Source organism: Microcoleus sp. M2_D5 (genome assembly GCF_036701935.1).
Classification (GTDB): domain Bacteria; phylum Cyanobacteriota; class Cyanobacteriia; order Cyanobacteriales; family Microcoleaceae; genus Microcoleus.
The window spans coordinates 83,942-108,590 of sequence record NZ_JAUBRP010000007.1; the positions used below are offsets into that span (position 1 = coordinate 83,942).

17 protein-coding genes and 1 tRNA gene are annotated in these 24,649 nt (G+C 46.0%); 11 read left to right on the forward strand and 7 right to left on the reverse strand.

The features are described 5' to 3' along the window. Nucleotides 1-73: 73 nt before the first annotated feature. The 3 genes from QUA50_RS05180 to QUA50_RS05190 form a co-directional block, all read right to left on the reverse strand. Complete coding sequence (locus tag QUA50_RS05180; protein WP_333259634.1) at nucleotides 74-1,999, reverse strand: alpha-amylase family glycosyl hydrolase; 1,926 nt, start codon at nucleotides 1,997-1,999, stop codon at nucleotides 74-76. 288 nt (nucleotides 2,000-2,287) lie between these two features. Then, nucleotides 2,288-3,145 (reverse strand): Rpn family recombination-promoting nuclease/putative transposase, encoded by an 858-nt coding sequence (locus tag QUA50_RS05185; RefSeq protein WP_333209444.1) that lies wholly within the window; start codon nucleotides 3,143-3,145, stop codon nucleotides 2,288-2,290. A 562-nt stretch (nucleotides 3,146-3,707) separates the two neighbouring features. Beyond that, on the reverse strand, nucleotides 3,708-3,947 hold the full coding sequence (locus QUA50_RS05190; RefSeq protein ID WP_333259637.1) for a hypothetical protein: 240 nt from the start codon (nucleotides 3,945-3,947) through the stop codon (nucleotides 3,708-3,710). Nucleotides 3,948-4,144: 197 nt separating this feature from the next. On the opposite strand from QUA50_RS05190, the gene QUA50_RS05195 reads away from it, so the two are divergent. After that, on the forward strand, nucleotides 4,145-4,333 hold the full coding sequence (locus QUA50_RS05195; protein WP_333259640.1) for a hypothetical protein: 189 nt from the start codon (nucleotides 4,145-4,147) through the stop codon (nucleotides 4,331-4,333). 104 nt (nucleotides 4,334-4,437) lie between these two features. Continuing rightward, nucleotides 4,438-5,442: an MvdC/MvdD family ATP grasp protein gene (locus QUA50_RS05200; RefSeq protein ID WP_333259643.1), complete on the forward strand. Its 1,005-nt coding sequence runs from the start codon at nucleotides 4,438-4,440 to the stop codon at nucleotides 5,440-5,442. 209 nt (nucleotides 5,443-5,651) lie between these two features. Here QUA50_RS05200 and QUA50_RS05205 read toward each other — a convergent pair whose 3' ends face one another. After that, a complete protein-coding gene (locus tag QUA50_RS05205; RefSeq protein WP_333259646.1) occupies nucleotides 5,652-6,515 on the reverse strand; it encodes an Npun_R2479 family HD domain-containing metalloprotein in 864 nt (287 codons plus the stop codon). Nucleotides 6,516-6,749: 234 nt separating this feature from the next. After that, nucleotides 6,750-7,064: a Mo-dependent nitrogenase C-terminal domain-containing protein gene (locus tag QUA50_RS05210; RefSeq protein ID WP_333259648.1), complete on the reverse strand. Its 315-nt coding sequence runs from the start codon at nucleotides 7,062-7,064 to the stop codon at nucleotides 6,750-6,752. Nucleotides 7,065-7,383: 319 nt separating this feature from the next. Here QUA50_RS05210 and QUA50_RS05215 point away from each other — a divergent pair, with 319 nt between their 5' ends. Then, nucleotides 7,384-8,199 carry a cobyrinic acid a,c-diamide synthase gene (locus tag QUA50_RS05215; protein ID WP_333259651.1) on the forward strand — a complete coding sequence of 272 codons (816 nt, stop codon included), beginning with the start codon at nucleotides 7,384-7,386 and terminating at the stop codon, nucleotides 8,197-8,199. Between the two features lie 154 nt (nucleotides 8,200-8,353). Here QUA50_RS05215 and QUA50_RS05220 read toward each other — a convergent pair whose 3' ends face one another. Next, on the reverse strand, nucleotides 8,354-9,397 hold the full coding sequence (locus QUA50_RS05220) for an AI-2E family transporter (protein ID WP_333259653.1): 1,044 nt from the start codon (nucleotides 9,395-9,397) through the stop codon (nucleotides 8,354-8,356). A gap of 444 nt (nucleotides 9,398-9,841) precedes the next feature. On the opposite strand from QUA50_RS05220, the gene gshA reads away from it, so the two are divergent. The 8 genes from gshA (at nucleotide 9,842) to QUA50_RS05260 (ending at nucleotide 21,488) form a co-directional block, all read left to right on the forward strand. Next, the gene (gene gshA / locus QUA50_RS05225; protein WP_333259656.1) at nucleotides 9,842-10,993 is read left to right on the forward strand and encodes a glutamate--cysteine ligase; all 1,152 of its coding nucleotides are present in this window, start codon (nucleotides 9,842-9,844) and stop codon (nucleotides 10,991-10,993) included. A gap of 240 nt (nucleotides 10,994-11,233) precedes the next feature. Next, nucleotides 11,234-11,695: a tRNA (cytidine(34)-2'-O)-methyltransferase gene (locus QUA50_RS05230; RefSeq protein WP_333259658.1), complete on the forward strand. Its 462-nt coding sequence runs from the start codon at nucleotides 11,234-11,236 to the stop codon at nucleotides 11,693-11,695. A 586-nt stretch (nucleotides 11,696-12,281) separates the two neighbouring features. After that, nucleotides 12,282-14,756: a peptidoglycan DD-metalloendopeptidase family protein gene (locus tag QUA50_RS05235; protein ID WP_333259661.1), complete on the forward strand. Its 2,475-nt coding sequence runs from the start codon at nucleotides 12,282-12,284 to the stop codon at nucleotides 14,754-14,756. Between the two features lie 138 nt (nucleotides 14,757-14,894). Then, nucleotides 14,895-14,967, forward strand: a tRNA-Met gene (locus QUA50_RS05240). 126 nt (nucleotides 14,968-15,093) lie between these two features. Next, nucleotides 15,094-15,693, forward strand: a complete 600-nt coding sequence (locus QUA50_RS05245; protein ID WP_015178160.1) for a peroxiredoxin — start codon at nucleotides 15,094-15,096, stop codon at nucleotides 15,691-15,693. 312 nt (nucleotides 15,694-16,005) lie between these two features. Next, nucleotides 16,006-16,563, forward strand: a complete 558-nt coding sequence (locus QUA50_RS05250) for a redoxin domain-containing protein (protein WP_333259665.1) — start codon at nucleotides 16,006-16,008, stop codon at nucleotides 16,561-16,563. Between the two features lie 192 nt (nucleotides 16,564-16,755). Continuing rightward, nucleotides 16,756-20,805, forward strand: coding sequence for a hypothetical protein (locus tag QUA50_RS05255; RefSeq protein WP_333259668.1), 4,050 nt, complete (start codon nucleotides 16,756-16,758; stop codon nucleotides 20,803-20,805). 122 nt (nucleotides 20,806-20,927) lie between these two features. Then, nucleotides 20,928-21,488 (forward strand): Uma2 family endonuclease, encoded by a 561-nt coding sequence (locus tag QUA50_RS05260; RefSeq protein ID WP_333259852.1) that lies wholly within the window; start codon nucleotides 20,928-20,930, stop codon nucleotides 21,486-21,488. Nucleotides 21,489-22,025: 537 nt separating this feature from the next. On the opposite strand, the gene QUA50_RS05265 is transcribed toward QUA50_RS05260, so the two are convergent. Further along, nucleotides 22,026-24,494 carry an ATP-dependent Clp protease ATP-binding subunit gene (locus QUA50_RS05265; protein WP_333259671.1) on the reverse strand — a complete coding sequence of 823 codons (2,469 nt, stop codon included), beginning with the start codon at nucleotides 24,492-24,494 and terminating at the stop codon, nucleotides 22,026-22,028. Nucleotides 24,495-24,649: the final 155 nt, after the last annotated feature.

The following is a 24,649-nucleotide window of genomic DNA, read 5'->3' on the forward strand; positions in this document are numbered from 1 at the left end:
TGGTTGTGGAACAGGCATCTTGCCTGTTCATTAAAAACTGGTAAAACAGGTCGGAAAGCCTGTTGATTAAAAATCACGACTCGCGTCCACTCGCCCACTTATCCCGCCATTTCACAGTCCCTTCCGAAACTAAAACCCAGCGGCGACAAACCAGATTTTCTCGCAGCGGCGACAGTCCTTCCCGTAGCAGCGCATACTTATAAGAAATCAACTTCCCCGCACTTTCATTAAAAGGAATTTCCCCAAACCAAGTATTAGTATTGATATACTCCAATGGATAACCCTTACTAATATCCCAATTCCCCAACTCAGGACAATCTCCAATCACCACAATTCTTTCCCCAGGCTGAGTTCTAACGCTGTTAAGCTGCGCCCGCACAATAGTTTTCGCCTTAACTCGTTCTCCGACGCGGCTAAAAATCATTACTTCCCGCGAACCCAACTCTAAATCGTACAGCATCCCGTCTTTAACTTCAAACTTGCGCCGCGATAAAACCTCCGTATGCTCTCCATCAGGCAGCTCAGTATCCACCTCTTTAAGTGTCACAGAATTGCCGCGATTCATCGCTACAAACACCACCGAATCGCGATAGCGGCGCACGTAACAATAAACATCAGGAGTTAGATACTTTTGCCACTGACTCCCCATCGAAATAGCTGGATTCAGCCGTCGCAATCCCGACAGCAAACGCACATCTCGGTAAATCGGCGCATCATTATCCCATTTTTCCATCATCGGGCGGTTGTAAGGGTCATTCCCCCCATCTGTATCATCGTGCAGATACTGTTCAGTGCCGTAATAAATGCAGGGAATACCGCGAGTCGTCATAATTAAACATATCGCCAAATGCAGCATTTCTGGATCTGGATTCAACGACTGAAACCTCGGCATATCGTGGTTGTCAATAAAAGTAATCAACTCCGTCGCCCCGTAGTAGCGGTGATCCAAATTCAGGACATCTTGGACTAACTTAAATCCCGCGCCCGCACCCCTCCCCAATACTTCTCGAATTGCCACGCACAGACCAAAATCTAAAATAGTCATCCCCGACTCGTTGGCAAATTCCACAGAACGATCGTTTCTAGGGTCGCTGTAAATCCATTCGCCAAAAATGAAAACATCAGGTCTGTGCGTTAAAATGTCAGCATTAAATTCCTGCCAAAACCAAATAGGCATATGCTTGACTGTATCCACCCGCAAAGCATCAACACCTCTGTCTAGCCATTGTTTAATTGCTGATTTAATGTAATTGCGGTAGGCAATATTGTTTTCGTTGAAAGTTGCTAAACCCGACAGTTCGCAGTTTTGGACTTGCCATTCGTCTTCCCAGTTTGTGACTTCGCCGTAGTGGTGATACCAGTCATCTTCATCGTCGTTAAAGTCAGCTATTTTTACGCCGTCGTCGTAGAGTTCCCCTTTTTTACCGCTAAAATCTGGGTTGCTGTGATTGCAGACAATATCGAGCACGAGTTTCATGTTTCGCTGGTGCAACTCGTATACTAATTTGTCAAATACGGTATCTTTAGTTTCTTGTGTTTGGTTGATAGAAGGATTGTCGCCTGTGGCAATAAAGCGGGGATTTAGTCGCTTGAAATCTTTAGTCCAGTAGCCGTGAATTGCAGCTTGTTCGACAAATAATGCTTCAACTTGCTCGAACAGTGGAGTCAGCCAAACTGCGCTAACTCCCATATCTTTTAAGTAATCGAGTTTGTCGATAACTCCCTGCAAATCGCCGCCCCAATATCTGCCCCAATCTTTGCCTTCTGGATCGTAAAGTTCTGGGTTAGGGCCTTCGTTATTTGCGGGATCGCCGTCGTAAAAGCGATCGACTACAATAAAATAAATTGTTTCTTGTCGGAATTCAATGTCTCTGGTGTAGAGGAACTCTAAATCGATTTCGCTTTCTGGCTTAACTTCTTCTACCAGAGACTCAATTTTTTCTTCTGGTTCGCTAACTTCATATTGAGAGGAAGTTTGATTGGGAGTGACTGATGTCATGAGATGTATTTTTTTTTATTGTAAGATTGGTCAGTTATTCGGAGCTAGAGTCGGAGATAGCTTTCCCCTTTGACTGACTTTTACCGCATCATACGGAATTTACTGGTTTAATGAAATCTTCCTTTAGAGAGAGGGCAGACTCATCCTTGAACATTAAGTGGATGAGAGTTAATATTTGGCTTCATTCTCAGTCAAAGAGGCAGAGACTCAAAAACCTGTGCTACCAGGCCGATCCTAGTAGGGATAAAAGGTAGAGTAATTGTGCTATCGTACTTTTTCCCTTCCTTTCTATTCCTCCCGCAAGTTTTGGATATCTTCAACGCTCAAACCAGTAGTTTGACTGATTGTTTGATTGTCAAGTACATTGAGAAGTTGCCTAGCAATTTCCAGAGCTTTTTCTCTCATTCCTTGCTGAATTCCTTGCTGAATTCCTTCTTCAATTCCCTTTCGCAAGATTCCCTGCTGATCCAGAATATACCTTTCGCGTGCTTCTAAATCTGCCAACTCTTCTGGATTCAAGTTAGTTTCATTAGCAATAGCAAAAGCTTGCTGTATTTCCGACACTGTTTGCATTGTTTGCGGTATCACTTCCAAACTGGGAGCATTTTTCATAAAATAAACCCACTTATCAGTCAAAGTTTCTAATTCATCCAATTGTTTGTTAAATTTGGGTAACTCGATAAATATCAGTTCTATCTCAGGATCGACATAATCAAATAAACGCTTTTTCTCCTTGAACACAAAGTGAGAAATTACTTCTCGGTCATTGTCTAACATTTCAAAATCGGTAATTGTCAAAGCAATTACAGGTTTTAACTTAAAGTAACCTTCACCGCGAATTAGTTGAGTTGAGTAAGTTTTCGCAGCATTGTAAACCACCCGTTTCGCAAAAGATTCTACATTTAAAACTTGCATCTCGATAATTACAGTTTCGCCTCCTGCAAGTCTGGCTTTGACATCCAGGTAAGAGTCTTTGAGATACTGTACTCTTGATGCTAAATACGGGTCGATGATTTCTAGGTCGGCGATGGTGGGGTTGCCATCATAAATCATGGCATTGAGAAAGCTGATTAAGATTGGTTTGCTTTGATTGGAACCGAATATTTTTTTGAAGGCAAAATCGGTTTTGGGGTTAATGAATCTCATGGTCAATCTCTTTTAAAATGACTTATACTAATTCTCAAAACTCATGCAACAGTATCGCTCCGGGTGCGTCGCCACCCTTAAATCTTAAATAATATCCACAATCTTTGAGCGAGTGCACCTACACAATAGTTCAGCAAACAAACCGACACTCATCATTGTTGCAATCCGAGGCGAGAATTGGTATTACCTATTATTTTAACCCATTGGGAAAATGGATTGGGCGAGTTGCCAAAACTGGATATCGGATGCTCTATCCAAGCTTGAGCCGATCGATAGTGAAGTCAATCAGCCATTAGCGCTTGCTCTATATTCTATTCTGTCAAATCGACTTGTCGAATCTCTTCTAGCGTCAGATCCAAGCATTGCGCGATTTGCTCGTCGCTCAAACCAACAGCTTGCAAGCGTTGGATAGCATCCATTTTCGCCTGCTGCTTTCCCCGCAAAAACTCAGGCGACTCTTCCTGTGATGTGCAGACATTCAGCGATCCGATTACATGACCGCGAGCAACATGATTGCCACTAATTACGCTACCAGTAACATTGCTAATCCTGGACTTGCGAATCAGTGCCGCAAATTTAATTTATTAACATCTTCTCCAAAAGCATCAGAGAACAACTCCCATAGCTCGTAGCCCACATCTTTAGCATAACCCTCAGTACAGTTCAGCCCTTGGGCAATATCGCCGTACTTTTGCCGCTTCAAAACGCCCTCAATCACGCCAACTTGCATATCGTCTAAATGCTTGCCAGTTTTCGCAAATACCACTTCATCTGCAAAAGCCAGTGCTTCTTTAACGTTCATCAGCTTTCCTCACGACCTCGCGACAACAAAATTATAACCGTCTAGATCCGACTATTTTCGCCTTGAATACAAAAACGGCTGAATAGTTATTAAAAATTTCTGTACTATCCGACTTTATCCGACTTTATTCGACTAGGCAGATCAATTTGCAAGTTGTATTATTGTATGTAAAATCATCGCTCAAGAAAAATTAACTTATGACGACTACCCAGATCGCTCTCAACAAAAAAGCACATCCTTTGATGATGCACCTGAGCATCTTGCCGAAGTACGACATCACCGCCAAGGAAACGTTTAGCTACGATCCCACCACGCAGACTTCTAATATCAAATCTATGGATGCCTCCACCTGTCATCGACAGGGTTCCTGGCGAAGTGACGACTAGCATTTTCTCGGAGTATTGCGATCGCAGTCTTTTTTCTTGAAAGACCTGTGTCTTTTTTGTGTTCCAGGTCTTTCACGATCAACTTTATTTTAATTGATTTAGATATGACAGACGTTTTGATCGTAACTTCCGAGACTGATAATCATGTAAATGTCGTTATCAAGGAATTGCAGCAATCGGATGTTCGAGCAATTCGATTGAATTCAGAAACTTTTATTCAAAAAAGTCAGTATTTTTATGAATGGCAAGCTTCTGGCAATCCCACTCAAAGTTTTTTGTCTTTTGAAGACTCCTTGAGAGAAGTTCAAGATGTTGGCGTAATTTGGTGGCGAAAACCAGAAAATTATCAAGTTTTTCCAGAAATTAACGATGATTGGGCAATCAAGTATTGTCGAGAAGAAACAGAATATTTGATTTATTCTCTTTCTGGACTCTATCCGAAAGCTAGATGGATCAATAACTACTGGAATATGAGATTGTTATCTCATCGAATTAACCAAATCCCCATTGCTAAAAAGCTGGGAATTACTATCCCTCCAACACTCGTCACCAATTCATACGAAGCTGCTTGCGATTTTGTGGCACAACAGGGAAAGTGCATTGTTAAAGCGATGCGCTACGCTGGATTTGTACATGATGAAAAGCAGTACGCTTGCCATACTCGCCCCATTGATGTAGAAACACTCTTAGCGTTTCGAGAGAGCATTCGATTGGCACCTGTTTTTATTCAAAAACGCATTCAAAAGAAGGCCGAATATCGCGTTACCTTAATCGGCAAGCATAGTTTTGTTTGCCGCATTGATGCCCAGCATACCAACGATGCAGACGTGACTTTGGATTGGCGCGTTATCGAACCAGATAAACTCGTTCACGTTCCCGACAAGCTACCAATAGACTATCTGAACAAACTTCATCAAATGCTTGACGAGTTTGGTTTGAATTTTGGTGCATTCGACATCATTCGCGACGAGGATGACACGATTTATTTTATCGAACTCAATCCCAACGGACAGTGGTATTGGATCGAAATTCTCACGAAAATGCCTATGGTTCGCGCAATGGTGGAACTCATCGAAGATTTAGCGCTGCAATATCAACAGGATTGCTGAATTCGATCGGGAATTACACATTTTATTGGCATTGCTGCGTTTCTCGTGGCGGACAAGGAATCAGATCGACCATAATATCGTGACTGGGGCGGGTTTATTATATTGTAGATTATAGGCAATTATGGTTGGTGAACCCGCCCCTACAGGAATTGTGGTCAATTGACCGGACATGATATGGCATTGCTTCGTTCCTCGTGGCGGACAAGGAATCAACGAACTACAGCCACCGCCTCCAATCCTACCTCAGAATGCTCCACCCGGAACACATTTGCGCTCAAATTAGCAACAACTTGTTTCCCCTGTTGCGTCAGTTCCAAATAGCCGATCGCATCCTTGACATACCGATAAACCACATTCCAATAAAACTTCGGATAACCATCCCGCAAATCCCCAGGAGTCCGATACCCCAAAACCTGATTTTGACCAGTCTCCTCAAACTCGTAAAACAGCGCAGCAACCTTTTGCAAATATCGCGGATCGCTCAACTGACCAATTAAATCGGCCGCGCGAACTAAACCCGGATAATTCGCAGTATCTTGATAATCTTCATCCGCAGGAACCGGGAAACGAGTCAGCTCAATATTACGCTTAACTAGCTCAGCATCAATCAATTTGTGACCGCTAAAACGCTCGTCAATAAACATTTTTGCCCGATCGATATGATAAGGAGTCAAACTCGCATCCGTCGCCCCCGGAGGTAGCTTCACTTGCAAATCGTCTATCCCCGTTGCATACAGTCTCAAATCAGTTCGATCTTGCCGGCAAACCCCCTTCACATACCCGATATCGTGACACAGCAAAGCAATGTGGAAATGCAGCCAATGTTCACATAAAACACCACCCTCGCGGATGTGCTTGCCGCGCAGAATCTCCTGTCCCACCAAGGTCACTAAAATAGTGTGTTCCACATTGTGGTAAAGAGCATCGCTATTGGCAATATTTTCCAAAGCCATACTCGCTACCCAAGCAATAATTTCACCGTAGTCAGATTTGAAGCCGCCGTAGGTGTAGCGGTAGCCTTCAATCAGCCGATTTACAAAAGCATTAATCAGCAGTTCAGTTGCGTTAAACATATTCACTTCCATTCACCAAAGTAGCTTGTTAATTTTTTTTTATAAAAAATTTTTTTCTGTTACCGTTTGATGTTATTTTTGGCTTAACCGCGACGATGGATGCCCGCTCCTATGTAGTGGCATCCAGTGATATTATCAACGATTAAGAGTTAAATTACCGATCGAACAACTAGCAGTTTCACGCACCCCGTACAAGATTCACATCAATGGCGATCGAGGTATGAGACCCCTCAATCAGCAGTACGGCGTTACATCTTCCCCGCACACGTCAGCCAAAAAGGAGAGCGATCGAAAACGCAACCCCACTAATTCTTCATACACAGGATTCAGCTTGCACATAGGCGGTATGTGGAAAAGATGGTGTCCCCATAGCTGGATATCTCTCTCAAAAGGACACTGTGCTGGTATAAGTTGGCACAACCACCGAGCTACTTGCGGATCTGCGACTGCAATGCGATCGAGCCACTGTCGCACTGGTTGGACGAGGCGATCGCCAAAACTTAAGTGTTGGCACCCATTTTTAGGAAAAATACTTGTAGTCGAGTTCATAATTAACCTCAGCAATCATTACTAACAAAGAGTTATGAATCACCCTTTCTTAATCATCAACCAAACCCTCCGTTACCCCAGTGACGTGGATAAGTTTCTCTCGTGACACTCGCGGCCTCAAAATGTGATACAGAAAACTAACAGTTGTGATGACAAGTCCCAAAAAGTGTGAGACAGATCACGCCCTGTACCCGCTACGTCATGTATCTTAAGATATATAAAAAATAAATATAAGTTTATACTCCCCACCTCTACTTTAAAATCCTACTTAGCTGCGATATATTACCCGGTCAATTTACTAATATTAAGGTTCCAGGCAATGATTCAACAAAAACATAAATATGCCGACCTTGCTCAACGCCCCCACACAGATACCGTGCTGGAAAAACTCCCTGTAGAAGTTAAAAATTGGGCCCAAAGCTTGCCTTGGAATCAGCGGCGCTATGTCTTGTCCCTCTGCTACATATTGTGCGCCTCTACTCCCGACTTGCAAGCAGAATTTTTAGATGACTATACAGCCGACGGTTTAGTCTCAAAAATGTTTGAAGATGTAGATACTCTACACCGAGTCAAAGAGTATTTAATCAGATTCCGAGTCAAAAAACAATTAAACGAATCAGATTTAAGAAGCTACATCAAACAATTTTACATCCACTCAGCTCAACAAGCGCGTCGAGAAACAGACCAATATTTAGAATCAGCACTCCGCTTCGTCTTGAGTACAGAAGAACGCAATAATGTTTTTAACTACATTTTGGGTTTTGAATTTATTAAAATTGTGTTTCAAATGAGCTGGTTGCAACACGAAAGATTAGCGAGACTGCAAAAAAATCAGTCGCATTTTATTGAAACTTATATCAAGCCGATTCAACACGCACACAGAATTAATGGCATAATTCTCCCGAAAGATGAGAGAATATTTTTTGCCAGACGCGCCTATTACGTTCAACTGCCTAACATTTCTTACAGAAAACTCATTGAGTTAGTCATGGCAACTTTTACTACAGAAATGGTGAGTAATTGCGGATTTTCTATAAGTCGCCACTCTCAAGCTTTGCGCTTTGACTGCGATTACATTTACGATCCAGAACCAGAAGAAGAAAGATTTCCTACTGACTTGCAATTTATTCATTAAGTGTACGCAGTAAGGTGTATTCTAAGTTGCTTTTTTCTCTTTACTTTTAGTTGCCCTTTGGACACAGGATAGTTTTTGAACCACGGGACTTCTAGTCTGCCGGTTAAAATCGGATGTTGCAGCCTGATTTTATAAAATAGGATGGCTGTATCTATTAACCTTCCGCTTGCATTTCTTCAATGTCAAACCAGCTAACTATCACTCCCGCTAGCGGAATTGCTAGAAATATGCCTAAAAGTCCTGCCGATCTTGCCCCCACTAACAGTGCAAAAAATACCACTACCGGATTGAGGTTAAGGGAATTTTGCATCAGTCTGGGATGAATAAAGTTGTCTTGAATTTGCTGCAAAACAATGCAAGCTGCCAATACTTTTAAAGCTAGCCACACATTTTGAGACAATACAATAAAACAAACTAAGCTAATTCCCAGCGTCGCTCCAATCCCTGGAACTAAATCAAACAATCCCATAATAAAGGCTAAAATCAAGGGAAATTTCACATCTAACAGCAGAAAAATGAAAAAACTTGCTGTTGTCAAAAATAACATTAATAGGATTTGTGCCTGAAAAAATCCTAAAAAGTTTTTCTCTATTGTTATACTTAAACGCCTGTGCAGGTGTCGGGGGATAAATTTGAGAACCAACTGCCACAGCCTCTCTCCATCAAGTAACATGAAAGAAGCCACCACCAGAATTAATATTAAATTCAATAAGTTGGTTAAAAATACTTGTAAAAAAGCAATACTAGAAACAACTCCAGCCAAAGCTTGATTCCGCAGTTGTTCCTCAATAACTCGCAGGTTGACTTGCAGGTTTCTCGCCCGGAGGAATGCTTCGATGCGCTCCGACAGAGGCGCCAGAGCATTCAGAAATTCAGTCATGCTGTCAATTAATTGCTGTCCTTGAGATAAAAGAGTGACGCCTACGGTGACGGTGAGACCGCCAAAAACTAAAATGGTGAGCAAGACAACGAAGGCGACAGCTAAACTTCGCGGTAACAATCGCTGGAGAGTTCGCACCGGATAGTTGAGCAAAAAAGCCACGAGTGCAGCAATGGTGAAAACCGCGACTGCTGTTTCAAAGTAAGCTAAAAGTTGCAGTCCAGCCCAACCAGAAGCAAATAAAAGCAAAAACCGGACTAAGGCTAAATTGCTTAGCATATTCCAAAAATTGGGAGGAGTTCTGTCTTGCTCTTTCACAGGGATTTTTAGGGTTTAATATTACAGCTCAAAAATATTGCAGAGCTCTCTTTTAGAATCGCACCCAAGATATATCTGCGGCTATCCCCCTCAAGGCAGAAAACAGATGTCGAACTGAGGCAGGAGTGGTTTCTATTCACCATATCACCATAAGTTCGATCGTCACGAATGCCCTATGAAACACGCCCGCGATCGAACAAACAGCCTTTGTGAGTCTAAAACCGCCTTTGTGAGTCTGAAACCGCCTCGGAAACTCTTTGCTAGGGGAGTATTTGTCGTGGCAGACCCCCAACTAGGAAACAAACGCTCAAACAAGCTGGCGCCGAAAAACCCCGTTTCAGTGCCAGTCGCGAAAAAATTCAACTCTGCCTCGTGGGAGATAGTATGAACAGGTCAATTTTTGGGATACTAGAAACTAGCACTCAACTTAGCTGAGGAATAAACGTGCTGCTATCAAAAGGCTTTGAAGTAGAAATGTATACCGGCACTCCCGAAGGTGAGGTTGTCGGTCTCTCCGATCGCATAGTCGCCGATCTAGAGGGATTTGTGCGGGAGCCTGATAGCCGCAATGTGGAGTACACGACGGCCCCGCTGTGCAGCTACGATCGCCTGCTGTGCGCCTTAGTCAAGCCGCGAGTCCGGCTGCGCGAGTATCTCAAACAATTGGGTGACTATACCTTGCTGCCGGGAAGTACCTTGTCTCTCGGAGGGAGCGATCGATTTTACAGATCCGATCCCAACAACCCGTACCACACCTACATCGAGCAAACCTACGGCACCAAAGTCGTCACCGCCAGCATTCACATCAACATCGGCATCTCCCAACCAGAACTGTTGATGCGCGCCATCCGCCTCGCCCGCGTCGAAGCACCGCTGTACCTTGCCTTGAGCGCCTCTTCGCCCTTCCTCGACGGGGAAGTCACGGGCTATCATTCCACTCGGTGGGGTTTGTTTCCCAAAACTCCCGCCATCGTCCCCCTGTTTGAAAGTCACAGACATTACATCCAGTGGACTGAAGAACAGCTAGAACTCGGTACTATGCAAAACGTCCGCCATTTGTGGTCTGCAGTGCGACCAAATGGCGATCGTCGCCCCTACTGTCTCAACCGCCTCGAACTGAGAATTTGCGACCTCGAAGTCAATCCTCTGGCTTTGTTGGCCATCACTGCCTTACTAGAAGCTCGCATTTGGCAGATGATGGAAGACCCCAGCTTAGACCCCTTAGAACTGTCCACCTTACCGGCGGCCACGCGCAACCAAGACTTAGTTGCCCTCACAGACGCCAACGAAATTGCTGCATCCGAGCAAAGTTTGGATGCCGAACTGATTCACTGGCAAGACGGCAGAACTATTCTGGCACGAGATTGGATTGAGGAAATTTACCGCGAAGTGTGGCCTATAGCCAAAAAACGAGGCTTTAGCTGCTTTCTCTCGCCGCTCAAAAAGATTCTCCGGGAAGGCAACACCGCCCAGCAGTGGTTGAAGCTGCACGAGGGCGGTTCGGACACCCGCAGTATTATTTTGCAAGGGATTAAGGGCATGGCTCACCAAGAATGGGAGCTCGAAGACAACTTGTGCGCCCAGTTAGCTGCCTGAAGTACCCGCGGTTATGATAACGGGGGCTTTCAGTAGCCCCCTGGCTATGCGTACTCAGCCAATAATACAAATAGCCCGAACCTCCATGCAAAAATTTGCAGAGGGGCGGCCAAAAACAAATCAGAATATTTAATCAATGGAGCTCGACAAAGGTTATAAATAAAAGCTATAAGGTATATCTACCTGTGGGTAGTTTTATAAATTTCCCAATAGCTGTATTTTTCGCTTTTAATTAGCTTCATGCCCCAACTTGTCTTGATTCACCCGCAAATCCCCCCGAATACTGGCAATATCGCCCGCACTTGCGCTGCCACAGGCACAGAACTGCATTTAGTGGGCCCGCTGGGGTTTGAAATTAGCGATCGCTACCTGAAACGGGCAGGCTTAGATTACTGGCCCTACGTCAACCTCCACTGCCACGAAGACTTAGCGGCTTTTTTGGCCTATCGGGAGCAGCGCGGGGGACGAACGATCGGATTCAGCACTGGCGGGCGATGCAATTACGCGCAATTCCAATTTCAGCCCAGCGACTGGCTGATGTTTGGCTCGGAAACTGTAGGCATTCCGCAATACGTCTTGGATGCCTGCGACGCCACAGTTTTTATACCGATGAGCCAGCCTGGAGTCAGGAGTTTGAACCTCTCCGTCAGTGCCGCTGTAGGTTTATTTGAGGCTAAACGACAGTTGGGGGAGCTGGGATAAATCAGGATCGACACATAAATATATAGATATTTAATAGCTGTCGGAGGCTGCCAAGTCTCCATTTTAATATAAGAAATTTGTATCAAAGGGGTAAAAATCTAGATAGCAGACATTAATATATTTTATTCATTCAAAAACAGATTGTTATCAGCAACACCAAATTACTTCCAAGATGATTCAGCAACAAAAACAGAGGATTTTAGCGATTTAGGGCGCGAGCGAGTACCAGCTTGGGTCTGAACACTATATCATCTAGTAAATATACGGTTGTAGGCTGTCCGGAAATTAGCCTAAAGTCAGATAATAGGTAAGAGTTAAGAGCCCGTGCGGGAACGAAGATTTTATCTATTCGTTCCAGCTATTGCGGTGTAAGGCTTGTGGGGTTAATTGCAGCCGGTTTGACCGAGAATTTTAAAATTTATGACGGTTTGAGCTTGTCTAAATTAAAAAAGCAAGGTAATCTGGCCTAAGCATGATAGCTGTCAACAATCAGAATATTTTTGCTTGTTGATTTAAACTCAGCGTCATGCGATCCCCTTGAGTGTTTCCAAGGACAGTTAGCGCTTCTCAGTAGGAGGTCGTTTTTTTGAAACGAACATATCCCCAAATTAAGCCGGTTCAGGCTAGTGAAATCGACACAGACGGTTCTGCGGAACCATCCAAACAGACAACGCTCAGCACAGGCAGAGTTCGCTCTCTCGCCACGATCGGGCTGGCAATATCGGTAGGTGCTTCTGGCATCCTGCTACCGAGAAATGGAGACAGCGCTCGCGCGTCTGAACTCGCACCGACATCAGAATCCACCGCTGTACAGCCAGTATCGGCCAACGGGCCCGCTACGTCGTCCGCACAAGTAGACGGTTCCAGGGCACAACAGCCCGGAGTACCTTCCGATCCGGCGACGGTTAAGGTGCAGGAGGGGCAAAGCCTTTGGGAGCTTGGTCTGGATTATCAAGTTGAACCGTTGGTACTGGCAACGGCCAACGAGATCCAACCCGATACCATACTCCAAGTTGGCCAACAGCTCAGAATTCCGACTGCGACGGAAGCCACACCACAACAGAACGCCGGCTATAGCACATCGGCTTCGCTAGATATCGCAGCGACGGTCAATCCAGAACAAGAGTTAAATCTGACTGGCTCCGAGCCATTGGATAGTGCAGCCATGACAGGGCTGCCATCAACCGCAGCGACCCCGCTGGTCACGACGGTACCGGAACAAAGTTCGATCGAGATCCCGAATGCAGACGGGGCGATCGACAGTTTGAAGAAACAGGAAAACCGCACCACAGAATCGGGTCGAACGATGTTCGGGTCGGAGGGGGGAGCAAATTTATCTACACCTGCGGCATTTGTGCCGGAGTCAGCACCGACGCTGACCTCCCCCGGATATACAACTGGGACAACTATTCCTGACCTCGATGCCACACCTGTAATTCCCAATTCCGGGGTCGGTCAAGCAGCATCTCCCGATCGAGCATTCGAGTCAATTGAACAGTCTTTAGCAACACCCAGTTTGCCCGCGGCTGTGCTAGTCCCCCCAGCAGGAAGTACCGCCCGGCCGGCTGAGGTTCTCTACAGCGTGCGTCCGGGAGATACAGTAGAGGCGATCGCCAAAGGTCACGGCGTATCGCCCAAAGAGCTGATCTCCGTCAACAAGCTCGGCAACCCCAACTTGCTGAATGTCAATCAACGGCTCAAAATACCCCAAGTTGGGTTTAAAAATCCAGGGGTGCAGGCGGCAGCCTCTTATTCTGCCTCCAACTCTACATCTGTGTGGGCGGCGAATTCGGTTCCCGCATCTTTGAACCCCAGTTCGTCTACTTCGGAAATAGTCGGTGCTGGCGTTGCAGATGCTGCGCCCGTAGTGCCTGTTGTCTCTCCCCTAGAGAACCTGGAAGGTCTGAACAATATTTCAGCGCCGATGGTTCCCCAAATTAACAGCATTCCGCTGACTCAAGTTTCCCAAACCATTAGCGATCCTCGGAAGCTGGATCTTCAAGGCGAACCAACATTTACAGGTGCAGTTGACACCAGCGCCCTGCCCGGACCAGCCAGTGCAACTGCTAGCGCGATCGCTACGGGAGAATACCCGCAGCCGATCGGCTTCGTGCCAAATACTAGCGCCCAGGGTTCAAATGCCGGCCCAACTAGCGCTTTACCAGAATCGAATTCGGATGCTCTCCCTACCGCAGAAGCTCTCAACCCTTATTCCGAACGCTTGAGGGCAGAAGTTGTCAGACTGCGAGAGGAATATCGTGCCTCGCGCAATTCGATCGGCGCCAATGCGGTGTCCCTGGCTCCAAATGACGGGCCCTCGGTCAACCCGTCTGAGGATATGCCAAGTGCCAACCCATATCTCTACACCCCGGACTATACTGAGGCGGTGCAGAATGAAATCAGCAGACCGCCATCAAGAGCCTGGTCCGAGCAGGTTCAGAAGCAGCAGCAAGAGCGTTTAGACCCCGCTCGCGCAGCGGAACTGCAACCGATCAACCTGACGCCGACCTCTGCTGGGCAGCGGCCTGTGGTAGCAACTGCTCCTTTGGGATCCGAGGGTTACGATCCCCTAAGCAACCCGTCTTTGGGACGCATGGTTTCTCCAGAACTGCCTCCGCTTTCGAGCCCTGATACTTATCTGCCTAACGGCAAACAACAGTCTGCCAACCGATTTATTTGGCCGTCTAAGGGCGTTCTGACTTCTGGCTACGGCTGGCGGTGGGGACGGATGCACAGGGGAATTGATATTGCAGGGCCGATCGGCACGCCAATTGTGGCAGCATCAGACGGGGTGGTTACGTATGCTCAGTGGAACGACGGCGGCTACGGGTATCTGGTGGAAATTACCCATCCTGACGGCACTGAGACTGTCTATGCCCACAACAGCCGGATTTTGGTGCAAAAGGGTCAGAGAGTCGCTCAAGGGGAACAGATTTCAGAAATGGGCAGCACCGGCTTCAGTACCGGGCCGCACTTGCACTTTGAAATTCATCCCGCCGGACAGGGTGCTATCAACCCAATGGCTTTACTGCCCGACGATGCGTCCAGCGCTTCTCGGTAACGACTGGTCGAAAGTTATGGGTTTTGAATGATTATCAAAACTCATAGCTTTTACTAGGAGTCATTAGAAATAGTGTTGTTTAAAAAGCAGACATAGCTAGCCCTACCGTGCTACGATAGTAAATCGTGAAGTAGATTTGGCTCAGTGGCGCAGTGGTTAGCGCAGGGGACTCATAAGCCCAAGGTCGCAGGTTCAAATCCCGCCTGAGCCATTATTTAATCAAAAAAACTGCGCTCTCAAATTTGAGAGCGTATTTTTTTGATCGATCGAGAAGATACTTGTAGTCGTTATGAGTATGATATATTTGTAACAGTTCGTAAAAAAGGAAACAAAATCTATGACCAGTGAATGCCTCCGGGTTGGTCAAGCTGCACCCGACTTCGCAGCAACAGCCGTAGTGGATCAGGAATTCAAGACAGTTAAACTGTCCGACTATAAAGGCAAAAAGTATGTAGTCCTGTTCTTCTACCCCTTGGACTTCACCTTTGTGTGCCCGACTGAGATTACAGCATTTAGCGATCGCTTCGAGGACTTCAAGAAAATCGATACCGAAATCCTCGGCGTATCCGTGGACAGTGAATTCTCTCACCTCGCTTGGATACAAACTGACCGCAAATCTGGCGGTGTCGGCGACCTCAACTATCCCTTAGTGGCTGACCTCAAAAAAACAATTAGTTCGGCCTACAACGTCCTCGACCCAGAAGCAGGCATTGCCCTCAGAGGTCTGTTCATCATCGACAAAGAAGGCATCATCCAACACTCTACTATCAACAATCTTGCCTTCGGCCGCAACGTGGACGAAACTCTCCGTACTCTGCAAGCTATCCAACACGTCCAGTCTCATCCCGATGAAGTTTGTCCCGCCGGCTGGCAGCCCGGTGACAAGACCATGACTCCCGATCCTGTCAAGTCTAAGGTATTCTTTGCTGCGGTTTAAGCCGATTATATTTGTACGGACACGGCGCTGCCTTTCGTCGTGTCAACTTAAGCCGAAAGCCCGCCAGGGACTGAAGTCCCTGTCTAATAGCTAAAGTCCTCTCAAGAGGACTGATGAGGTGTTACCCATTTCTTTAGTCCTCATAGCGAGGACTTGAGCTTTGAGGCAGGGGTTTCAACCCCTGCCGGACTATGGGTTTAACGTGTTTGTTGACACGACGAAAGGCAATGCCGTGTCCGTACCCGCAGAGGCATTTATTTAAGCGGATTTTTAATTACCAATTAGCAATTAGCAATTACCCAATTAGGAAATATGCTGACTTCTACTAATTTTAGCGGCTTGTTAAATGAGCGGTTTTTCCAAAATTTATTGCCTGTTCCGGCGAGTAATGTTCTGAAGCTGGGACAGATGACACCAGATTTTGAATTGCCGGATATTAATAATGGCAAATTGGTGCGGCTGTCGAATTATCGGGGCGATAAGCCGGTGGTTCTGGCTTTTACGCGGATTTTTACTGAAAAGCAATATTGCCCTTTCTGTTTTCCTCACATTAAAGCTTTGAATGAAAACTGGGAAAAATTTGCCGATCGCAATATAGAATTATTGATGGTTGCCAGTACCGACGATCGCCAAAGCCAAATTGTGGTTAGAGATTTAGGCTTGAAAATGCCTCTGCTTTCCGATCCGGGCTGTCAAGTTTTTCGGGCTTATCAAGTCGGTCAGGCTTTAGGTGCTCCTTTGCCCGCTCAGTTTGTTTTGGATGCAGATGGAAAACTCCTCTTCAAACATTTGTTTTCTTTCATAGACCACAATGCTAGTGCGGACACTTTGTTGAAATATGTCGGTAAAGAAACCGCTGCTGTGTCCTAATTTGGAGTTTTTCACCGCTGATGCACGGGGGTTTAGGCCCATCAGCGGGATTTTTTCACCAGTTGACACTGGCTGCGACAGTTATTTAGTAATAAATACTTATTGTGCCAATTTCGATGGCGGAATGTTGCCATGTTCGATCGAGATGAATCTAGGCTATAGCTTGAAGGTACTTAGTACAAGTTTAAGCCAATGTCGTCTCCCAAAGATCGATCGAGCAAAATTGAATTGAGCATCTTAGCGTCGCATCCTGACTTGTTGACAGGTTTAGATGCGTGGCTGCGGCTAGGTTTACTTTCGCCCGCTGAAGTTGAGCAATTGTGCCGGCAGTATTTAGTCTGCCCAATCACAGATCCCGCTGTAGATTTTTCTGAAATTGAGAACCCGCGAGCTCCTATTGCCGAGCCAAAAGTACTTGCCTTATCAACGCAAAAAGCAGTACCTAGCAGCCTAGAAAGCGTTGCTAGGCCCACAGAAACTACTCAAACCCCTAATTTTATCGCTCAAATTTTGCACTCGCTAATGGCAGAAATTAGCGTGGTGTGGCTGTTGTTTTTAGGAGTGTTCATGGTAGTTGTCTCCTCTGGAGTCTTAGCTGCCAGTCAGTGGGAAAAATTTCCTGCAGCCGGACAATATGGAGTTTTATTAGCTTATACTTTAACCTTTTGGGCGATTAGCAGTTGGGCAAACAGACAGCAGAATTTGCACTTGACTGCTCAAACTTTGCAAGAAGTGACGCTGTTGCTAGTGCCGATCAATTTTTGGGCAATGGATACTTTTGGATTGTGGCGGTATCCTTGGGATTGGGCGGTAGCAATCGCAGCGGCACTCCTTTTGACTTGGATAACTGCCCGGATTATAAAAGATCAATATCAAAGCTTTTCAGGAAAAAACATTAGTCGCTCGATCGCCCTAAATCACTTGGGATTGAGTTATTTGCACTCTTGGTGGGCATTGGCCGGCTTTGCCCTCGCTGCGGTTTATTTGGGTACAGTGGGGACTGCTGCTGCTACAGTTTATCAAATTCAGCAACAACGATTGCAATCTATCCAAGGTGGGGGAAATACTGAAACATTCCCCGCTGCTTTCAGTTTGAGCAGAGATTTTCTGACTTACAAAAAAGCAGCTTTAGTAGCTTATTCGTTAGGAATTTTACTGGGTCGAGCGATATTTGTCAAGGATGTAAATATCGCTGAAATGGGTTTAGCTTTGGCGATTTGTGGCGTGCTTTTAGGATGGCTAGATTGGCAGCAACCCCGACAATCTGGAACTATTAAAAATAATATATCCGACCAGCCAAATCCCAGCAACTTTTTTTACTGGCAATTAGCGGGAGGGGGTTTGTTGGGTTTGGGATACCTGGTTTGTTTTCGCGACATTCCGCTACAGGCGATCGCCGTTAGCGGATTGGCTGTTTGGTTTTTTTATAACCGTTTAGTGCGGTTTTGGCAAGAGTTTGATTTGCTAATGCTGGAGGCGGTGGGACTTCAGAGTATTTGGCTGTTTTGGCGACTGCTTCCTTTAGGGATTAAAACACAAGTTGTGGCATTTTTCACTCAGCTTACAAACTCTCAGGAAACTCCTTGGGCTTTTTGGAGTGTTCTGCTGTTGCCTTATCTAATTTTAATGGTAAGTGCGGCTGAGTTGCTCTACCGCAAGCGGAAGTTTCAACTTGCCAGTTTTGGCGAAAACCTTGCTCTCGCTTTGGGGAGTGTTTTAACTGCTATTAGTTTTGTCAATCCGTTTTGGCGATCGCTCAATTTATTCGTCTCTACTTTAATTTTAGGTTGGATCGCTTGGAAATACGTAATTCCCGATAATTCCCGGCGAGTTTCGAGGCCGGCTTCTGCGGCTGAACAACAGGGAAATCCGACAATTTTGGTTTTCATAACTCACATTATGGGTTTAGGCGCGATCTCTTCGGCAATTGACTTATTTTTCCCAAACCTGACACCCAATATTTGGTCAGCAATATTATTAATATTCATGGCGAGTGAATGGGGATTTTTTGTCTGGATGAAAGCGGCAAGTTTCCGAGAAAACTCGGCATTTTTTCGCTGGCATCCTGCATGGTTCCAAAGTTCCTGGTATCTGGGCTTAGTATTAGCAGGATTTAGCTTTGTGTTGTTGCAAAATTATTTGATTGCGGGTACTGCGACTCATAGCCCTCAGTGGAGTTTGCTCTGGCTGGCGACTCCTTTGGCATTGACTGCGGTTGCTAAATATACTGAGAGCCCTCACAAAGAAATTGCCAGTACCTTTAGTACGATCGCCTTAATATTCGCACAATTTCTAATTTTTACTTTTCCGGGATATCGGTTAATTGGTTTTGGCTTGGCAGCCGGATTAATGTCGGTCAATACTTACTATTTAGTAGAGCTACCAGCGGCGGCGATTGGAGTGGGGTTTGGCTTGAGTTTCGTAGCTGCGGCGATCGATCGATTAGGTTTTGTGTCGGGTTGGGATTGGGCAATTGCTGGGGCGATCGCTCTTTTGTCTCTGTGGTTACTTCGCAGCAGAATTGTTCGTTTTTCCAGCAGTTTGCCTGAGCCTTCTCAATTAGCTGAAATTTACGATCGAGCTTTAGATGGGTGGGCAATCTTACTGGCAGGCTTGCTGTTAACAACTATTACTTTTTATTCCTATGAACTATACGCAGGCAGTAGCTTGAGTTTTTCGCCATCTACTGAAGTTTTGGCGGCTATTTTGGTGATAATGGCTGCGATAATTTTCCGAAGTTTAGGCCAACTTTCCCCTCTGGCAATTTATGCTTTGGCTTGGAGTGTGGAGTTGTTGACAGCAGTCGGTTTGAGTTTTGTCGATCGCACTACGATTAATTTGGCAGTTGCTAATATCGCTCTCGGATTGTTTACTCAATTGCTGGGGGATTGGTGGCGGCGCCGTCAGCCCGATCCAACAATCTTACCTAGCATTCATGTTATACCTTTGGTTTACGGGGTATTGGGTTTAACTTTCCGATCGCACACTTTTGCGAATTGGACTGGTTTAACGGTGTTGGGTGCGTCTTTAATTGCGATCGGCATTGGTAGGCGGGAACCAGAATTCAAACCTTTGGTTTATTTAGGATTAATTGGCGTCTCCGTTGCTGCTTGCGAATCGCTACTATATCAACTTTTTCAAACACCGGGAGGAGCTTTTGGAGACGGCTTAATTGTCCTGGCCACTCTCGGCACAGCTTTAACATATATCTATCGCATTTTATCTCCTTGGCTCAGCAATTATTTACATTTAACTAATGCAGAGTTAAAAATATTTGCTCACCTGCACTGGGTTTTGAGCAGTTTGCTGCTGATTTGGGCTTCTGCCGATGAGATTAAATCCGCCCTAAGTTTAGGATTAGTCACTGGTGCTTTATTAGTTCAATACGCTTTCCTGCAAGGGCGAAATAATCTCGATCGCCAATGGGGAGAAATTTGGATTTACTTGGGTTGGCTAGAAGCCTTTGGCATCCGGCTTTACTGGATCAATACACCTTTAGTTGAGTATATTTCCGGGCCGCTGGGGCCTTGGAAAGTTGCCCTCGCTTCTCTATTTGCCTATTTCATTTACATTTTGCCTTGGGACAACTGGGGTTGGTCAAAAAAACCTTGGCAGGTAATTGCTTCGCTGATTCCAATAGTTGCTATTTTGGAAAGTCCGGCTAAGTTTTATCCGATTAGCTTGCTGATAGCTGCTACCTTCTATTTTTTCCTGGCTTGGGAAAGGGAGGAAGTCCGTTTTACCTATGTGAGTGTGGCGATAATTGACTGGATAATGCTGCGGTGGTTCTGGCAAATAGGATTGACTCAGCCAGAGTTTTATGTTACTCCTTTAGGACTTTCTTTACTCTACATTACTCACTTCGATCGCAGTTTCAAATTACCAGCACAAAAACCGCTGCGCCACACTCTGCGAATGCTCGCAACTGCGCTGATTTGCGGGATGCCTCTGTTGACTCAGCAAAGCCACGGTTTAGTTGCCGCAGCTTTTAGTTTAGTGGCGATTGCAGCAGGTTTGGCGCTGCGAGTTCGGGCATTTTTGTTTGTGGGAACGGCTGTATTTTTAATCAATGTTTTCTATCAGTTGGTAGTTTTGATTTTCGATTATCCGCTGATTAAATGGGCGATTGGTTTGGCTTTTGGCATTGCGTTTATCTGGATTGCTGCTACTTTTGAAACGCGGCGCGATCGCATTTCTGCTTTTGTGCAGCATTGGGTTGTGCAATTGCAATCGTGGGATTAGAGTCAGCGATTGTAACGCGGGCAATGCCTGCCCTACGGAACGACTACTGGTGGATGTAGTATAATCACATTATTAAACCTGAGTCGCAGACAACAACTCTAATATTCCTGTACTAAACAATGATGACAACTCAGTTAATTAAGCGGTTATTTACAGTAAAAGAATATCATCATATGATAGAAGCTGGCATCTTGACCAAAGATGATAAAGTTGAATTAATTCGAGGAGAAATTGTTCAAATGGCCGCCGTTGGTAGAAGGCATACATCTCATGTCAAGCGTCTGACAGAGTTATTCTATATCCGCTTATTATCGAGAGTAACCATTGGAGTTCAAGATCCGGTAGAATTGGACGATCGCTCGGAACCTGAACCGGATATTTCTTTACTGCGGCGGCGCGATGATTTTTACGAATCTGGACATCCTCACTCTGAGGATATTTTACTAATTGTGGAAGTAGCGGATGCAACCGCTGAAACTGACAGAAATATCAAAATTCCTCTTTATGCCGAAGACAATATTGTAGAAGTTTGGCTGGTAGATATTAACGAACAATGTGTAGTAGTTTATCGCGAACCTTCTCCATCGGGATACCAAAATATTCAAAGATTCCAGCGGGGTCAGGTTTTATCTATTCTAGCTTTTCCAGATGTAGAAATTGCTGTAGATAATGTGTTGGGATAAAAGAGCTAAAAGTCATACCATTTTAGATTTTAGATTTGGGAATGATATCGTTTCCGGTTGTATCTCATATCTTGCACCATTCTCAAGAACAGGCTTTCCGGCCTGTTCCACAAAAATTCAATGTTCTTGTGGAACAGGCCGGAAAGCCTGTTCATAAATGGCTACTTGAGAAGGGTGCAAGATATCGGTTGTATCGGAATGATTTAACCGCAGAGGGCGCTCCAGAACGCAGAGGGAGAGAATACAGAGAGGAATAATTCCGATGCTACCGAATTTGATATGACTGATTAGACTTCTTGCAAAAGTCCTTTCGATCAAATTTTCGGACGGGCTCTCCGGCCCATCCCACAAGAGAAAAAACTTTTTGTGGGATGGGCCGGAGAGCCCGTCCCAGCTATTTTTGAAAGAGGTCTATTATATAAGGATTTGGATCTTGCCTAAAGTTGCTTTTTTTAACTGGTTTCATTTAATTAAAAACCCGGCTTCTGGGAAAAACCGGGTTTTTAATTAACAGTATTTATCCGTTGGTAGAGTGCATTAATGGCTTAATGCGAATTCGGGCAATTTCGGCTCAGATGGGCCATCGGGCACTATCTTAACCTGACCGTTTTCATCCACGTCAACGATCGCCTTTTGGCCGTCTTTCAGCTTCCCAGACAGCATTTCCTCAGCCAGTACATCTTCCAACAACCGCATGATGGCGCGGCGCAAAGGTCGAGCACCGTAGCTGGGATTGTAGCCTTCTGTAACTAACAAGTCTTTGAACCGGTCTGTCACCGACAAAGTAATACCCTGTTCGGTTAAGCGGCTGAAGACTTGCTGCAACATAATGTCCGCAATCTGCTTCACTTCTTCCCTGTTCAACTGGCGGAAGACGATAATCTCATCCAAGCGGTTGATAAATTCAGGACGGAAAAACTGTTTCAGTTCTTCGTTTACCAAGCTGCGAACGCGGTTGTACTGCCCGTCTGCGGCACTTTCAGCAAACTCGAAACCGAGACCGCCGCCGCCTTTTTCAATCACTCGCGAACCGATGTTTGAGGTCATGATCAGCAGGGTATTCTTAAAGTCAACTGTCCGACCTTTAGCATCAGTTAAGCGGCCGTCTTCCAAGATTTGCAGCATCATGTTGAAGACATCCGGGTGAGCTTTTTCGATTTCGTCGAACAGGACGACGGTGTAAGGACGGCGCCGGACTGCTTCTGTTAGTTGGCCGCCTTCGTCGTAGCCGACGTAACCCGGAGGCGAACCGATGAGTTTGGAAACCGTGTGGCGTTCCATGAATTCGGACATATCTAACCGAATCATGGCTTCTTCGGAACCGAAGAAATATGTTGCTAGGGCTTTTGTAAGTTCCGTTTTGCCGACGCCTGTGGGCCCGGAAAAGATGAAACTGGCGATCGGGCGATTCGGATTTTTCAAGCCTACCCGCGCGCGGCGGATGGCCCTAGAAACTGCGGTGACAGCTTCTTCTTGACCGATCAAGCGCTGGTGCAGCGTGTCTTCCATGTGCAGCAGCAATTCCGATTCGGATTCTGTCAGCTTGCTGACTGGTACTCCCGTCCAATTAGCCACGATGTGGGCGATGTCTTCTTCGGTGACGGTGGGAGAGGTTTTGAGTTGGCTTTTGTTGATAGTAGCTTCGGCGATTTCGGCTTCAATTTCTAATTCGCGATCGCGCAATTTTCCAGCTTTGTCGAAGTCTTGCTCGCGCACTGCTGCATCTTTTTCTTTTGTTACTGCAGGCAGTTGCTTTTTGAGCTCTTTAACTTCGGGCGGGGTTTGCGAATTCATCACGCGGACGCGGGAACCTGCTTCGTCAATTAAGTCGATCGCCTTGTCTGGCAAAAACCGATCGTTAATGTATCTGTCTGACAGTGTGGCCGCTGCTTCTAAAGCTGCGTCGGAAATTGTCAGTCGGTGGTGCTGTTCGTAAGCCGATCGCAACCCGTACAATATTTCTATTGTTTCAGCCACGCTCGGTTCGCCAACTTTGATCGGTTGGAAGCGCCGTTCTAAGGCAGCGTCGCGCTCGATGTGTTTGCGGTATTCGTCCAAGGTAGTTGCGCCTACACACTGCAATTCACCTCTAGCAAGGGCGGGTTTGAGCATATTGGAAGCGTCCATGCTGCCTTGAATTGCGCCTGCACCAACTAATGTGTGAATTTCATCAATTACCAGAATGATGTTGCCGGCAGCGCGAATTTCGGCCATGATTTTCGTCAGCCGTTCTTCAAATTCGCCTCGGAACTTTGTACCAGCAATCAGCGAACCCATATCGAGGCTGATTACTTGTTTGTCTTCTAAAATTTCCGGGACGTTTCTATTAACAATCCGCTGGGCTAGGCCTTCGGCGAGGGCTGTTTTGCCGACTCCCGGTTCGCCTACTAACACTGGATTGTTCTTCGTGCGGCGGCCGAGCACTTGGATCACCCGTTCGATTTCATTTTCGCGGCCCACCACGGGATCGAGTTTGCCTGCTGCGGCTAACTTGGTCAGGTTTGTGCCAAATTCTTCTAAGGTCGGGATTTTGCGATCGCCGCTATCCCCCCTGCCTCCGGGTACCGCCGCCACTTCTCCCACGGCACGAATTACCTGCGTGCGGACTCTCTGGCGATCGATTCCCAAGTTTTGCAGCACCTTCGCCGCCACCCCTTCATCGTCCTGAATCAGCCCCAGCAGGATGTGCTCGGTGCCGATGTAATTGTGGCCTAACTGCCGCGCTTCGTTTAGCGCCGTCTCAAAAATGCGCTTGACGCGGGGCGTAAAAGGAATTTCTGGCGGGAGGAACCCGGAACCTCTACCGATGATATTTTCAATTTCATTGCGCGCCTCTTTCAAGTTGAGGCCCATATCCAGTAATACTTTTGCAGCGATGCCAGTGCCTTCGCCGACGAGTCCCAGGAGGATTTGCTCGGTGCCTACAAAATTGTGGCCGAGGCGCCGCGCTTCCTCTTGGGCTAGCATGATTGCTTTAATGGCTTGTTCTGTAAAGCGTTCAAACATATTTTTTCTATCCTACTGTCTTGGCGAGGGCTGTATCGCTGCTGGTGAGGAGCGATTTGGAACACTACACAAATTATAGATGTAAATTTTTGTGTATTTCCTTCTCTAACAATGTATCTTGCTAAGGGGGTAGGGACAGTGGGGAGACCCGAATA

Coding starts and splice junctions, on each gene's coding strand:
- QUA50_RS05205 (WP_333259646.1), bottom strand. CDS start 6,515: ATGTTTAACGCAACTGAACTGCTGATTAATGCTTTTGTAAATCGGCTG.
- QUA50_RS05265 (WP_333259671.1), bottom strand. CDS start 24,494: ATGTTTGAACGCTTTACAGAACAAGCCATTAAAGCAATCATGCTAGCC.
- QUA50_RS05250 (WP_333259665.1), top strand. CDS start 16,006: ATGCTGACTTCTACTAATTTTAGCGGCTTGTTAAATGAGCGGTTTTTC.
- QUA50_RS05200 (WP_333259643.1), top strand. CDS start 4,438: ATGACAGACGTTTTGATCGTAACTTCCGAGACTGATAATCATGTAAAT.
- QUA50_RS05255 (WP_333259668.1), top strand. CDS start 16,756: ATGTCGTCTCCCAAAGATCGATCGAGCAAAATTGAATTGAGCATCTTA.
- QUA50_RS05190 (WP_333259637.1), bottom strand. CDS start 3,947: ATGAACGTTAAAGAAGCACTGGCTTTTGCAGATGAAGTGGTATTTGCG.
- QUA50_RS05210 (WP_333259648.1), bottom strand. CDS start 7,064: ATGAACTCGACTACAAGTATTTTTCCTAAAAATGGGTGCCAACACTTA.
- QUA50_RS05185 (WP_333209444.1), bottom strand. CDS start 3,145: ATGAGATTCATTAACCCCAAAACCGATTTTGCCTTCAAAAAAATATTC.
- QUA50_RS05215 (WP_333259651.1), top strand. CDS start 7,384: ATGATTCAACAAAAACATAAATATGCCGACCTTGCTCAACGCCCCCAC.
- QUA50_RS05195 (WP_333259640.1), top strand. CDS start 4,145: ATGACGACTACCCAGATCGCTCTCAACAAAAAAGCACATCCTTTGATG.
- QUA50_RS05230 (WP_333259658.1), top strand. CDS start 11,234: ATGCCCCAACTTGTCTTGATTCACCCGCAAATCCCCCCGAATACTGGC.
- QUA50_RS05245 (WP_015178160.1), top strand. CDS start 15,094: ATGACCAGTGAATGCCTCCGGGTTGGTCAAGCTGCACCCGACTTCGCA.
- QUA50_RS05180 (WP_333259634.1), bottom strand. CDS start 1,999: ATGACATCAGTCACTCCCAATCAAACTTCCTCTCAATATGAAGTTAGC.
- QUA50_RS05260 (WP_333259852.1), top strand. CDS start 20,928: ATGACAACTCAGTTAATTAAGCGGTTATTTACAGTAAAAGAATATCAT.